Below are 13,226 nucleotides of genomic sequence, written 5' to 3'. Positions count from 1 at the left end.
GTGACGGACGATCTCGGCGCGATCCATTATGTGCCCAATCCGGCGGCGGCGGAGGTCGTCGGCCTATTGCGGACGGTGCTGCCCGAGGAAGCGTTTGACGGCAAAGGCTTGAACAGCAGCACGATTTCCTTCGACCAAACCGAAGCGACGGGTTTCGGCCACCCCGCCCAACACGCGTTGAAAGAACGTGAGCAATCGGGCGCGGCACCGGCGGGATCGATCTTCGCTTACGGGATCGACGTCTATCATCGCGGCACCAATCTCACCCGGCCGGGCGGGCATCGCTATACGATCACGGCGAGCTACAAGGCGGCGGGGAACGACATGATCGGCTGGGCGGCTTGGCCCTTCCATTTCCTGCGCCCCTGGCGGCGACTGATAGAGGCGGCCACGCCTGAACAGCTCGCGTGCCTGGGCATTCCGCTGCCGGGCGACCCGTTCTGGACGCTGACGACACTTGCCCGTACCCAGCAAAGATGGCCCGGATGGGACATGACCGCCTATACCCGGGCGCTGGAGCTACACGCCGCATGAAAGCCGTTCTGCCTTCCCTCGCCCGCCCCTTGATCGAACCGCATCTGCCTGCCGGGCTCGATGTGGCGTGGTTCGCCAATCATGAAGAGGCGACCGCGATGGTCGCCGATGCCGATATTGCCTGGGTTGATATGCAGCGACCGGCGTGGACCGGTGAAGCCGTCGCGGCGGGTACCAAGCTAAAGTGGGTGAGCACCATCTATGCCGGGCTTGATGCCTTCCCGCTGCCACTGCTCAAGGAACGCGGTACCATCCTTACCAATGGCGTTGGCATCAACGCCGTCGCGGTTGCGGAATATGCAGTGATGGGCGTGCTCGCTGCTGCCAAGCGCTTCGACGAAGTGGTCCGCATCGCCGATCGGCATGAATGGACGATCCAGGCGCCGGGCCAGATCGAACTGCTCGAGACGACTGCGCTGATCATCGGCTATGGCGCGATCGGCAAACTGATCGGCGATCGGCTCGCGGCATTCGGCGTGGCGGTGACGGGCGTCACCCGATCCGGTCGCGACGGTACGCTTACGCCGGATCAATGGACAAGCCGGATCGGCGAGTTCGATTGGGTGATTCTCGCCGCCCCCTCGACCGACCAGACCAAGGCGCTGATCGGTGCGGCAGAGTTGATCGCGATGAAGTCCACCGCGTGGTTGATCAACATCGCACGCGGCGACATGGTCGATCAGGAAGCGCTGATCGAGGCGCTGACGAAGCGCAGGATCGCCGGGGCCTTCCTTGACGTCGTGACGCCCGAACCCCTCCCCGCCGATCATCCGCTCTGGTCAACGCCCAACACGATCCACACGATGCATCTGTCGGGCCGCAGCCAGACCAAGATGTTTCAGCGTGCGACCGCGTTATTCCTGAAGAACCTGCGCGCCTTTATGGCGGGGGAAGCGATGACAAACGTGGTCGATCTCGACGCAGGTTATTGACCCCGACCCATAACGGCATTGCACGCAAACGCGTTTGCGCGCATGGAATTGGCCGTTTTTCTGGACGACTGGACATATCATCATGGCCGCTAATTGGGCCCCCGATAGCTGGACCGCGCATGAAGCGCGCCAGCTGCCAAGCTATCCCGATGCCGACGCGCTGACCGCGGCGACCGATACGCTGCGTTCCTATCCGCCGCTCGTCTTTGCGGGCGAAGCGCGCGACCTGACGACCGATCTTGCCCGCGTGGTCGAGGGCAAGGCGTTTCTGCTGCAGGGCGGCGATTGCGCTGAAAGCTTCGCTGAGTTCCACCCGAACAACATCCGCGATACCTTCCGCGTGCTGCTCCAGATGGCGGTGGTGCTTACCTTTGCGTCGAAACTGCCGACGGTGAAAGTTGGCCGCATGGCCGGCCAATTCGCCAAGCCGCGTTCCGCCGATACCGAGGTGATCGACGGGGTCGAGCTGCCCAGCTATCGCGGTGATAACGTCAATGACATCGCCTTCACGCCCGAAGGCCGCGCGCCTGATCCGAAGCGGATGGTACAGGGCTATTCGCAATCCGCCGCCACGCTCAACCTGCTGCGCGCCTTTGCCAGCGGTGGTTACGCGAACCTGCATCAGGTGCACCGCTGGACCCACGACTTCATGGGCCGTAGCCCCTGGGCGAAGAAGTTCGCCGATGTCGCCGACCGGATCGGCGAAGCGCTTGAGTTCATGGAAGCCTGCGGGATCAACCCGGAAACGGTGCCGCAGCTGAAGGGCACGTCCTTCTACACCAGCCATGAAGCGCTGCTGCTGCCCTACGAACAGGCGATGACGCGGCAGGATTCGCTGACCGGCGACTGGTATGACACGTCAGCGCACATGCTGTGGATCGGCGACCGGACACGCTTTGAGGGATCGGCGCATGTCGAATTCCTGCGCGGCGTCGGTAACCCGATCGGCATGAAGTGCGGTCCGAGTCTTGAGCCTGACGCGCTGCTCCGCCTGCTCGACACGCTTAATCCGGCCCGCGTTTCTGGCCGGATGACGCTGATTACGCGCTATGGCCATGACAAGATCGAGGCCGGCCTGCCCAAGTTGGTGCGCGCAGTGCAACAGGCCGGGCATCCGGTGGTGTGGAGCTGCGATCCGATGCACGGCAACGTCATCAAGACCAACAATGGCTATAAGACACGGCCGTTTGATCGTATTCTCGCCGAGGTGCGCGGCTTCTTTGCCGTCCACCGCGCCGAAGGGTCGATTGCAGGCGGCATCCATGTCGAAATGACTGGCCAGAACGTCACCGAATGCACCGGCGGCGCGATGGACGTGACCCAGATGGACTTGGCCGATCGTTACCACACGCATTGCGATCCACGCCTGAACGCGGGGCAGAGCCTCGAACTCGCCTTTTTGCTCGCCGAAATGCTCAATGTGGAAATGGAGGAACGGCGGCGCGCGGCGGCGTGATCGGCTTGACGCCGCACTGCGCCACCCCTAGATCGCCTGCTCCCGCCCAGCGCGGCCCCTTCGTCTAGCGGTTAGGACGTCGCCCTCTCACGGCGAAAGCACGAGTTCGATTCTCGTAGGGGTCACCATCTTCGCACCACCGCCACGGCTTCACGAACTCGAATCGGCGAGCATTATTCAGCACAGCATGGCGTAAGCTACCGCTTGACCAGGGTCACCTGCGCCACATCAATCCCGCCGCCGCGAAAACCGCCTTCGCAATACATCAGGTAAAAGCGCCACAAGGCGATGAAGTCGTCATCGAACCGCTTGGGGAGCTTTCCTGTCGAAACGGCGTCATCAAACGCCAGACGCCAGCGGCGAAGCGTCTCGGCATAGTCAGCGCCGAACGAGAATTCATCGCACCAATCGAGACCTTCAGCCTCGGCAAGTACCCGGAAACGGCTGCGCGAGAGCAGCATGCCGCCGGGGAACACATGGCGCTGGATGAAATCGACATTGGCGGCATAGGCGTCGAATATCGCATCGTCGATCGCGATATACTGAATTGCGGCGCGGCCACCGGGGCGAAGAGCACGGGCGACGACAGCCAAATAGTCCCCCCAATACTCCTGCCCGACCGCCTCGACCATTTCGATGCTCGCAACGGCATCATATTGGCCCGCCACGTCGCGATAATCGGTCAGCGTCACTTCGACGCCAAGCAAGGCGCGCTCCTTCACCCAGGCCTGCTGCTCGGCGGAAAGGGTGATGGCATGGACGCGCCTGCCTGCCGCCGCCGCAACATCGACGAACGATCCCCACCCACAGCCAATTTCCAGCACATGATCGCCTGGTGCCGTGCCCGTCCGGTCGAGAATTGCCTGAAGCTTACGCTGCTGCGCTGTGGCCAGTGATTCACCGGGTGCCGCGAACATCGCGCTTGAATAACTCAGAGTCGGATCGAGCCAGGCCGCGTAGAAATCATTGCCCAGATCATAATGCGCCGCGACATTGCGCCGGGCGCCCGACCGGCTGTTGTGCCGTCGTTGGTTGATCCAGTGGCGCACGACACGACTGATGCCCTGTGAACGGCCCGTCTTGCCCAGCGTCCGGCGATTGGCGCTGAACACCTCGAAAATCGCGACCGGGTCGGGGCTCGTCCATTCCTTTTCGCGCCAAGCGATAAACCATCCTGACGATCCGCCAGTCGCCAGCCGCAGCAGCGCGCGCCACCGGATGATATGGAGCACTGCCTGGGTCCCCGGCACGCGCCCACCAAGGACGCGCATGGTACCGTCGGGCATCAGCACGTCGATCGATCCCGTCGCCAAGCCGGCATCGATTCGATCGAGCACGCGGTGGAGAACCGCGGCAAAGCGCCCGAGCAATGTCTTGCGCCGCGCCGTTACCGACGGCGCCATTAGCGAAGGCGGTACATTCATGGCCGATCCGGTTGCGTCGTTCGGCATTGCCCTAGCCCACTTGCTTGACCGCCGCGAGCGCGCGTTCGCGGGCCTCACGGTGGCCAATTCGCTTGGGCGGATAGCTGGCGGGGCGTCGACCGGCCTCATCAGGATCGTGGATCGCCGCATCGGGCAACGGCGCGAGTTCGGGCACCCATTGCCGGATATAGCCCGCCGCATCGAATTTTTCGGACTGCGAAAGAGGCGCCATGATCCGCACGAACATGTTCGAATCGACCCCCGTCCCCGCCGTCCACTGCCAGTTGACCGCGTTGCTCCCATAATCGGCATCGACCAGCGTGTCCCAGAACCATTGCTCGCCCTGCCGCCAGTCGATCAGCAAATGCTTGATCAGGAACGAAGCAGCAATCATGCGCACCCGATTATGCATCCAGCCCGTCGCCCAAAGCTGGCGCATCCCCGCGTCGACGATCGGGTAGCCGGTCTGCCCCTGTTGCCATGCCCTCAGGTCCGCATCGGCCTCCGGACCGCTTCGCCATGGCAGCGCGTCAAACGCTGGTCGCGCATTTTTGGAGGCGTATTCGGGGAATTGCAGGATCACATTCTGCGCATAATCGCGCCAGCCAAGCTCGCCGAGGAACGTTTCGACCGATCCGCCCAGATTCCTAGTGCGGTGCCAGATGGTCGCTGGCGAAATCTCCCCGAAGTGGAGATGCGGCGACAGGAAAGATGTGCCGTTTTGTGAAGGAAGATTGCGCCGATCGCCATAGGCCGACGCCGCTTCGACAAACCTATCGAGCCGCGTCATCGCGCCCGCTTCGCCCGGTTGCCAGAATGCGGCCATCTCTGTCGCCCAATCGGGCTTGGTCGGCAACAGCGCCCAATCAACAACGGCATCACTGGCCGGCCAATGGGCTGGGGTGGCAATCTTGGCGGGAATTGCAGCCGGCTTGCCGGGCGGCATCGTCGCCAGCAATGCCCGCCAGAATGGAGTGAAGATCTTGTACTGCCCGCCAGTACCGGTCTTGATGGACCCGGCCGGCGCGAGATAATTGCCGTCATGCAGCACCAGATCCAGCCGCTTGGCGAGAGCGGCCTGCGCGTTGCGCCACCAAGGCTCGTAATGGCGCAGGGCATGAACGCGTGCGGCCCCCGTTTCGGCGGCAAGTGCGCCAATCACCTCGTCCGATTTGCCGCGCCGCAGGATCAGGCGCGATCCCTTCGCCCGTAAAGCGTCGTCAAGCGCGGCAAGGCTGTGATGCAGCCACCAGCGCGAGGCGCCGCCCATCCGCCGTTGGCGCGGCGTTTCATCGTCGAGCACATAGACGGGGATTACCGGGCCCTCAGCCGCTGCCGCGATCAGTGCCGCCTGATCGGCCAGCCGCAAGTCACGTCGAAACCAGAGAATTGTCGGCGCGGTCATGCCACGCAGTTCCCCCTTCTCCCGGATGGATCGATCAGCATAAGGTGAAACACGGCATGATCCATCCTGTTCAGTCGCTGCGCCGTCTATGCATGACGCTGCAATGCCGAAAGCGAAAAATGCCCGCCAAGCCGTAGGATTGATGCGACATGCCGCCCCGCGACTTCCATCGCATCATGGCCATAGCCACCGCCAAGCGTGCTGGCGAGCGGGAGACGGCGGGCGATGGCCAGCCGGGCGATCAGATCTTCACGCTGCGCAAGCCCTTGCGCCGTCAGCTTGAGCCTGCCCAGCCGATCGCCTTCAAACGGATCAACGCCTGCCTGATACAGGATGATGTTTGGCGCGAAGCTTTCGATGAGCGGGCCCAGAGTTGCCTCGAGCGTTTCCAAATAGGCAGCGTCACCCACCCCGTCGGGAAGCGGCACATCGAGCGTGGACCGCGCCTTGCGCACCGGAAAATTCTTGTCGGCGTGGATCGAATATGTCGCAATGCCAGGCCTTCCGGCAGTGAGTGCGGCCGTGCCGTCGCCCTGATGGACGTCGCAATCGACGATCAGCACGCGTCCAACCCGGTGCTCCTCGATCAGCCGCACGGCGGTGATCGCGAGATCGTTGAAGACGCAAAATCCGGCACCCGTATCGCCTAGCGCATGGTGGCTGCCACCCGCACTGTTCGCTGCAAAGCCGCGCTCGAGCGCCAACAATGCGGCTGCCCAGGTGCCGCCGGGCACCATCTGCGCGCGGCGGGCGACCTGGGGCGTCACGGGAAAGCCGATCCGACGTTCCTTGTGCGCAGGCACCCGCGCCTCGATCACTTCGGCGACATAATCGGCGTCGTGCACTGCCTCCAGCCAGTCGACCGGCATCGGTTCGGGCACATGCCAGTCGATGGCGACGCCGCTGTCGACCAGTAGATCACGGACAAGCCCGTTCTTGTTCCACTGATAGCCGCTGCGCGCGGGTGCGGGGGCGACATAATCGGGGTGATGGACGACGGCGAACACGCCGCCTAGGTAGGGCGCAAAGTGCCAGCATGCCAGTTTGCCAGGAGAGATCGATGACCGAGCATTTCACCCGCCCCGATGTGGCGATGTTCCTTGCCTTCTTGAACGCGCTGCCCGGCCCAAAGACGCATGAACTGCCCCCCGCGATGGCCCGCGCCATGTATGTGGCGAGCAAGGATGCGGCTGACCTGCCGGTGGGCGAGCTTGCAGTTGTGCGTGATTTGTCCGCCCCCGGCCCGGCAGGCGAAATCCCGCTCCGCCTGTTCGATTCGCGGGCCGACCGTCCGGCCGGTCCTGCGCTGGTTTTCTATCACGGCGGTGGCTTCGTGATCGGCGATCTCGATACCCATGCTGGTATCTGCGCGGAAATGGCGCGCCAGCTCGATCTGCCGGTGATCGCGGTCGACTATCGGCTGGCGCCGGAACACCCCTTCCCCGCCGCGACCGACGATTGCGAAGCGGCAACGCGCTGGATCGCGAGCAGCCCCGCCGAACTCGGCTTGAGCGTGACCGGCCTTGTCCTGTCCGGCGACAGCGCAGGCGGCAATCTGACGATCGTGACCGCGATGGCACTGCGCGATTCTGCTGCTGCCGTGCCAGTGATCGCGCAATTCCCGATCTATCCAACCGTCGACCGCGCCGATGCGCATGATTCTTATGAACTTTTCGGCGAGGGTCGGCTGCTCACCAAGGACGGGATGAAGTGGTTCGACGAAGCCTATGCCGCCACCCCCGGCGATTGGCGCGCGGCGCCGCTCCACGCCAATCATCGCGACATGCCGCCAACACTCGTCATCACGGCCGGGCTTGATCCGTTGCGCGATCAAGGCCGCGCCTACGCCGCCGCGCTGATCGCGAACGGCGTGCCGACGGTGTACCGCGAAGCGACCGGCAACATCCACGGCTTCGTCACGCTGCGAAAGGCTATCCCGTCCGCGCAGGCCGAAGTCGACGGCGCGCTGGGCGTGCTGAAGGGGATCATCGCAGAGGCGGTGGCAGCGCAGCGGTGAGCGACCTCGGTTATCGCCCCTGCGCGGGGATCATCATCATGAACGCGGCCGGGCTGATCTTTGTCGGCCAGCGGATCGATAGCGTCGTCGAGGCATGGCAGCTGCCGCAGGGCGGGATTGATGATGGCGAGGACGCCGAGGCCGCTGCACTCCGCGAGCTGGGTGAGGAAACCGGTATTGCGCCCGCGCATGTCACGCTCATCGCCCAGGCACCCGGTGAGTTTTTCTATGATTTGCCCGATGAGTTGATCGGCAAGGTGTGGAAGGGCAAATGGCGCGGCCAGCGCCAACGCTGGTTCCTCTTTCGCTTCACCGGTACCGATACCGATGTGAACATCGCCACCGATCATCAGGAATTCCGTGCCTGGCGCTGGGCAACCCCGGACGAGGTGGTCGCGCTGGCAGTGCCGTTCAAACGAAAGCTGTACGAGGACGTATTTGCCGCGCTTTCAACACATCTGCCTCAATAGGGCTTGGCGACCATCAACCAAACCGCCGCCACCAGTGGCACCGTGCCGATTAGCCCCCAGATGATCCAGTTGAGACTGTCGCGCCGATAGCTGTCGGGGATCTCGCCACCCTGCGCAAATCCCTTGGCGACGCGCGCTTGCCGGATCTGGATAGGGACCAGAATGATCAGCCAGATCATGCCGGCGATCACGAACATCATCTGGCTCCAAAGCAGCCATGCCGATCCGAACAGGTCGAGGCCCGCGATCCACGCTGCGCCATAACCCCCGCCGATCGTCAGAATGATGCCCCAGAAGGTCAGGCTCCAGTCGGTCAATGTCACCAGCCGCTGGGCGAAGCCGATGATGCGCGGATCGCGGGTGCGATCGGCAAACACCTTCCAGAAGGCGGTCGCGGTGATGTTTCCCATCAGCATCACAATGCCGGTGATGTGGAGGAACTTGGCAATGTCATAAGCCATGGGAATGCTGGTTTTCCGTTACGCGACGACTCGCCGCTCCCTGCCGGGTGGTCCCAATCGCGTCAAGCAGGCTCGCCGCGCTCGATCCGCGCCATTTCGAGGAATGCAACAAACTGACGTGCCTGTGCATCGAGGATCAGGCGCGCGACAACCGCCACACCCGCACCCGCCAACCCGCCGCCCCATGCCGATGCATAGCTGAGCAGCACCTGCTGGGTCGCCAGCGGCGCAACCTGCGCCACCAGCGCACCAACCGAAAACGGGATCGAAACATAGGCGATCAAGATTGTCCGTGCGAGATAGCCTTGCCGTTCTGCATTGGTTCGCGCCAGCGCAATCAGATCATCAAGCATCTGCGTATCGAGCTGGTCGAGTAATGCCATTCCTCGAACGACGGACCGGTTCATCCGCATCTGTCGCAGCGCATCAAACCCGGAATGCGGGCGGGACCATGTCCACAATATCGATCCCAGAAACCGCCAGGTCGGAAACAGGCGGTGGAGCGCCTCCCAATGCTGCCAAACCGGCCGCTCAGGTATGGGGCCGGGCGGGGCAACGCCGGTCAGGCGATACATGATCGACTTGCTTGCCAATGGCTTTTGCCGAGACATAATCCGCTCTTTCCCTTGAAACTTCACCATCATGTCGCTGTCATTCAAGTGATGCAATTGGGTGGAGCAAGTCCGATCAAACCGCTATCAGACCGCATGACCACGCTGACTTCCGCCGAGCGCCACCTGATCGATATCGCTGCCGATCAGCCAATGCTGGCGCAAGTCGAGCGCTGGGCGGCGATCAATTCGGGCACGCGCAACCTAGGCGGGTTGGCTGCCGTTGCGATCGAATTGGCCGATGCGTTTTCTGTGCTGCCGGGAGAACTGACGCTGGTCGAAGCGACCCCGGTAGAAGCCGTGACCAATGATGGCTCGATCGCGTTGCTCGATCACGGAAAGCACCTGCACCTGCGCGTCCGGCCAGAGGCACCGGTCCGCATCCTGCTGACCGGGCATATGGACACGGTGTTTCCGGTCGATCACCCCTTCCAGACGCTGGAGCATCGGCCCGACGGAACCATCAACGGCCCCGGCGTGGCGGACATGAAAAGCGGCCTCGCCCTGATGCTCGCGGCGCTGATCGCGCTGGAGGGCAGCCCGGTGGCCGCGCGGATCGGTTATGACGTGCTGATCAATTCGGATGAAGAAACGGGATCGCTCTCCTCCGCCCCGCTGATTGCGGAAGCAGCGCAGGGCAAGATCGCCGCGCTCACCTATGAACCGGCACTGCCCGATGGCACGCTGGCGGGCGCGCGTGGCGGGACAGGGAATTTCTCGATCATAGTGCGCGGGCGGAGCGCGCACGCCGGGCGCAACCCCGATGACGGCCGCAACGCGCTGGTGGCCGCCGCCGATATCGCGCTGCAGCTGACCATGGCCCGCAGCCCGACGCTGTCGGTAAACCCTGCCCGGATCGATGGCGGCGGACCGAACAATGTCGTGCCTGATCTGGCAATCCTGCGTGTGAACTTCCGCCCGGCCTCGCAAGACGAGATTACGCGGGCCAGGGCACATATCGGTGCCGTCGTTGCGGCGGCGGCAGAGCGTCATGACGTCAACATCACCGTTCATGGGGGCTTCAACCGGCCACCCAAGCCAATCGATCCGGGGGCTGCGAAGCTGTTCGCGTTGGTGAAGGAGGCGGGAAGCGATCTCGGCCTCGACATTGCCTGGCGAGCGACCGGCGGCGTATGCGATGGCAACAATATCGCGGCATGCGGGGTGCCTGTGGTCGATACGATGGGCGCGCGGGGCGGCGCGATCCATTCGGCAGACGAGTTTTTGCTGGTCGACAGCCTGGCCGAACGCGCCGCACTTTCTGCGCTGACGATCATGCGCATCGCCGAACGGGGGCATTTGTGACGTTTCGAATCCGGGCTGCACGCGGTGCTGATCTGCAATCACTGTACGAAATGGCGAAGCTGACCGGCGGGGGCTTTACCAACCTGCCGCCTGATCGCACCGCTTTGCGCGCCAAGCTGGACCGCAGCGACGCCGCCTATGCCCGCGTCGGCGACGGGATCGAGGACGAACTGTTCCTGCTCGTGCTGGAAAATGCGACGACCGGCGAGGTGCGCGGCACGTGCCAGATCTTCGCCAAGGTCGGTCAGCATTATCCGTTCTACAGCTACCGGATCGGTGCCCTGACCCAGCATAGCAAAGAACTTGCCCGCACTTTTCGCGCCGATATGTTAGCTTTAACGACCGATCTTGAGGGTTCGTGTGAAGTCGGTGGGTTGTTCCTGCATCCTGGCGAGCGCGCCGGGGGGCTCGGACTGTTGCTTGCGCGCAGCCGCTATTTGTTCATTGCGATGCACCGCGCGCGCTTTGCCGATCGCATCCTCGCCGAATTGCGCGGTATCATCGATGAAGCGGGCGGCTCGCCGTTCTGGGACGGGGTGGCGGGGCGGTTTTTCGGGATGAATTTCCAGGACGCCGATTATTTCAATGCCACGCACGGCCACCAGTTCATCGCTGACCTGTTCCCCAAACACCCGGTGTACACCGCGATGCTCTCCGAAACCGCCCGGGCCGCGATTGGTTTGCCGCACCCTTCGGGTCGGGCTGCGATGCGGATGCTGGAGAATGAAGGGTTTGCGTTCGAAAACTATATCGACATTTTCGATGGCGGCCCGACGATGACCGCCAAGACCGATCAGGTCCGGTCGATCCGTGACGCTAAACCGGCGACGGTGGCCGCGATCGATAATGCCGTGGCGGATCCGGCGCTGATCGCGACCGGGACGCTCGCCGAATTCCGTTGCTGTTTCGGCAAAGTGCGCGGTGAAGGCGACTCGATCACAATCGACCCCGCCAGTGCCGCCACGCTGGCGATCGACGCGGGTGCCGAAATTCGCTGGGTGGCTCGGGCATGACGTTGGTGGAGATCAATTTCGACGGGCTGATCGGCCCCAGCCATAATTATGCCGGGCTGAGCCATGGCAACCTGGCCGCGACGCGCAATGCCGGCGCAATATCACAGCCGCGTGCCGCAGCGTTGCAGGGCATTGCCAAGATGCGCGCCAACATCGCGCTTGGGCTGACGCAAGGGGTGCTGCTGCCGCATGCCCGCCCCAATCATCGCTGGCTGGCAAGCTTGAACACCGATTATGCCACCGCTTCACTGCCGCTGAAGGCGCAAGCGCTGTCGGCATCGGCGATGTGGGCCGCGAACGCCGCGACGGTATCGCCCGCCCCCGACACCGCCGATGCGCGCTGCCATTTGACGGTCGCAAACCTGGTCACGATGCCGCACCGGAGCCATGAATGGCGCGGTACATTGGCGCAGTTGCGGCTGATCTTCGCAAATCCCGCCTTTGCGGTTCATCCGCCCGTGCCCGCGCCTTTTGGAGATGAAGGCGCTGCCAACCATATGCGCATGGCGGATCGGCATGACGCGCCCGGGATCGAGATTTTCGTCTACGGCGTCTCGGGTGGCGGCTTTCCGGCGCGGCAGCGGATCGAGGCGAGCGAAGCAGTTGCGCGCGGCCATCGGCTCGATCCGGCGCGGACCTTGTTCGTGGAGCAGTCCGAGGCGGCGATCGCGGCGGGTGCGTTTCACAACGATGTCGTCGCGGTGGCGAATGGCCCAGTGTTGTTCGCGCATGAACAGGCCTTTGCCGACAAGGCGGGCGTCTACGCCGCGCTTCTTGAACGCATGCCGAGCGCGCAAATCGTCGAGGTGCCCGCGAGCGCCGTCAGCCTCGATGATGCGATCACTTCCTATCTCTTCAACGCGCAACTCGTGACCTTGCCGGACGAAACGTTGGCGCTGATCCTCCCAGAAGAAGCGCGCGCCAACACACGGGTATGGTCATGGCTGCAAACGATGATCGCCGGCAACGGCCCGATCCGGCGGCTCGAGGTGGTGAATGTGCGCGAATCGATGGCCAATGGCGGCGGCCCCGCTTGTCTGCGACTGCGCGTGGTTGCCGATCCCGCGACAATCGATCCGCGGTTCCTGGTTGATGACGCCCTGCTTGATCACCTCGCGGCGGTTGTCGAGACGCATTGGCCTGAAACCATCGATCCAACAGCGATTGGCGACGCCGCGTTGATCAACCAGATCGAACGCGCGCATGCCGCGTTGCTCGACACCATTGGCGTGACGAACGCCGAAGCTGTCGGGTTAATTGACAGTTTACCCTCTTCGTAAACCCGGAATCGCGCTTTTCCGGGATTGGCCCACCGCTTGCTTAATCAGGGCTATGTTGCACAGCATCGGCCGCCTGTTCGTCATCAAGACCAAGTTCGAGGCGTTTCTCGTCATCTACGGGCTTGGCACCGGCGCGATCGAGCGTGGGCTGCATTATGTGCAGCAATATCCCGGCTTCGGGGGCTGGATGCTGTTTGCAGTCTGCCCGATCGCCGTTTTCATGGCCGGTGCGCGCATTCTCGATTCGATCGAGCGTCAACAAGCGGATTGATCCAGCTTTCTGGCACGCAAAGATTATTTGGTGGCAGCGGCGGGACG

14 protein-coding genes and 1 tRNA gene are annotated in these 13,226 nt (G+C 63.3%); 10 read left to right on the top strand and 5 right to left on the bottom strand.

From position 1 onward, the window contains the following. From B7Y49_RS06000 to B7Y49_RS05985, 4 genes are all read left to right on the top strand, one after another. Window positions 1–534 (top strand): hypothetical protein (locus B7Y49_RS06000; protein WP_374126666.1); only part of this gene is annotated, 534 nt, incomplete at its 5' end. Further along, window positions 531–1,466 (top strand): D-2-hydroxyacid dehydrogenase, encoded by a 936-nt coding sequence (locus B7Y49_RS05995; protein ID WP_374126665.1) that lies wholly within the window; start codon window positions 531–533, stop codon window positions 1,464–1,466. The genes B7Y49_RS06000 and B7Y49_RS05995, both read left to right, overlap by 4 nt. An 82-nt stretch (window positions 1,467–1,548) precedes the next feature. Beyond that, complete coding sequence (locus B7Y49_RS05990) at window positions 1,549–2,922, top strand: class II 3-deoxy-7-phosphoheptulonate synthase (RefSeq protein WP_374126664.1); 1,374 nt, start codon at window positions 1,549–1,551, stop codon at window positions 2,920–2,922. A 53-nt stretch (window positions 2,923–2,975) separates the two neighbouring features. Beyond that, window positions 2,976–3,050, top strand: a tRNA-Glu gene (locus B7Y49_RS05985). 69 nt (window positions 3,051–3,119) lie between these two features. On the opposite strand, the gene B7Y49_RS05980 is transcribed toward B7Y49_RS05985, so the two are convergent. The 3 genes from B7Y49_RS05980 to B7Y49_RS05970 form a co-directional block, all read right to left on the bottom strand. Continuing rightward, the gene (locus B7Y49_RS05980; RefSeq protein ID WP_374126670.1) at window positions 3,120–4,325 is read right to left on the bottom strand and encodes a class I SAM-dependent methyltransferase; all 1,206 of its coding nucleotides are present in this window, start codon (window positions 4,323–4,325) and stop codon (window positions 3,120–3,122) included. A gap of 52 nt (window positions 4,326–4,377) precedes the next feature. Continuing rightward, window positions 4,378–5,751: a deoxyribodipyrimidine photo-lyase gene (locus B7Y49_RS05975; protein ID WP_374126663.1), complete on the bottom strand. Its 1,374-nt coding sequence runs from the start codon at window positions 5,749–5,751 to the stop codon at window positions 4,378–4,380. An 86-nt stretch (window positions 5,752–5,837) separates the two neighbouring features. Further along, window positions 5,838–6,758 (bottom strand): histone deacetylase, encoded by a 921-nt coding sequence (locus B7Y49_RS05970; RefSeq protein ID WP_374126662.1) that lies wholly within the window; start codon window positions 6,756–6,758, stop codon window positions 5,838–5,840. Window positions 6,759–6,811: 53 nt separating this feature from the next. Between B7Y49_RS05970 and B7Y49_RS05965 the strand changes: the two genes are divergently transcribed. Then, the gene (locus tag B7Y49_RS05965) at window positions 6,812–7,768 is read left to right on the top strand and encodes an alpha/beta hydrolase (protein ID WP_374126661.1); all 957 of its coding nucleotides are present in this window, start codon (window positions 6,812–6,814) and stop codon (window positions 7,766–7,768) included. Continuing rightward, window positions 7,765–8,238 (top strand): RNA pyrophosphohydrolase, encoded by a 474-nt coding sequence (locus B7Y49_RS05960; RefSeq protein WP_374126660.1) that lies wholly within the window; start codon window positions 7,765–7,767, stop codon window positions 8,236–8,238. Before B7Y49_RS05965 ends, B7Y49_RS05960 begins: the two co-directional genes overlap by 4 nt. Here the strand turns inward: B7Y49_RS05960 and B7Y49_RS05955 are convergent. Both B7Y49_RS05955 and B7Y49_RS05950 read right to left on the bottom strand, forming a co-directional pair. Then, entirely contained in the window at window positions 8,232–8,699 is a 468-nt protein-coding gene (locus tag B7Y49_RS05955; RefSeq protein WP_374126659.1) for a DUF2269 domain-containing protein, read from the bottom strand. The genes B7Y49_RS05960 and B7Y49_RS05955 overlap by 7 nt on opposite strands. A gap of 62 nt (window positions 8,700–8,761) precedes the next feature. Further along, a complete protein-coding gene (locus B7Y49_RS05950; RefSeq protein WP_374126658.1) occupies window positions 8,762–9,343 on the bottom strand; it encodes a hypothetical protein in 582 nt (193 codons plus the stop codon). A 63-nt stretch (window positions 9,344–9,406) separates the two neighbouring features. On the opposite strand from B7Y49_RS05950, the gene B7Y49_RS05945 reads away from it, so the two are divergent. Genes B7Y49_RS05945 through B7Y49_RS05930 form a run of 4 tightly spaced genes read left to right on the top strand, consistent with a single transcriptional unit; the run spans window position 9,407 to window position 13,179 of the window. Then, entirely contained in the window at window positions 9,407–10,615 is a 1,209-nt protein-coding gene (locus B7Y49_RS05945) for a hydrolase (RefSeq protein WP_374126657.1), read from the top strand. Next, a complete protein-coding gene (locus B7Y49_RS05940; RefSeq protein WP_374126656.1) occupies window positions 10,612–11,628 on the top strand; it encodes an arginine N-succinyltransferase in 1,017 nt (338 codons plus the stop codon). Before B7Y49_RS05945 ends, B7Y49_RS05940 begins: the two co-directional genes overlap by 4 nt. Then, complete coding sequence (locus tag B7Y49_RS05935; protein WP_374126655.1) at window positions 11,625–12,908, top strand: N-succinylarginine dihydrolase; 1,284 nt, start codon at window positions 11,625–11,627, stop codon at window positions 12,906–12,908. Before B7Y49_RS05940 ends, B7Y49_RS05935 begins: the two co-directional genes overlap by 4 nt. Before the next feature lie 52 nt (window positions 12,909–12,960). Next, the gene (locus tag B7Y49_RS05930) at window positions 12,961–13,179 is read left to right on the top strand and encodes a hypothetical protein (protein WP_374126654.1); all 219 of its coding nucleotides are present in this window, start codon (window positions 12,961–12,963) and stop codon (window positions 13,177–13,179) included. Window positions 13,180–13,226 lie beyond the last annotated feature (47 nt).

The sequence above is a fragment of the Sphingomonas sp. 28-62-11 genome, from assembly GCF_002278865.1.
Taxonomy (GTDB): Bacteria; Pseudomonadota; Alphaproteobacteria; order Sphingomonadales; family Sphingomonadaceae; genus Sphingomonas.
This window is presented reverse-complemented; position numbering and strand designations above follow the sequence as displayed.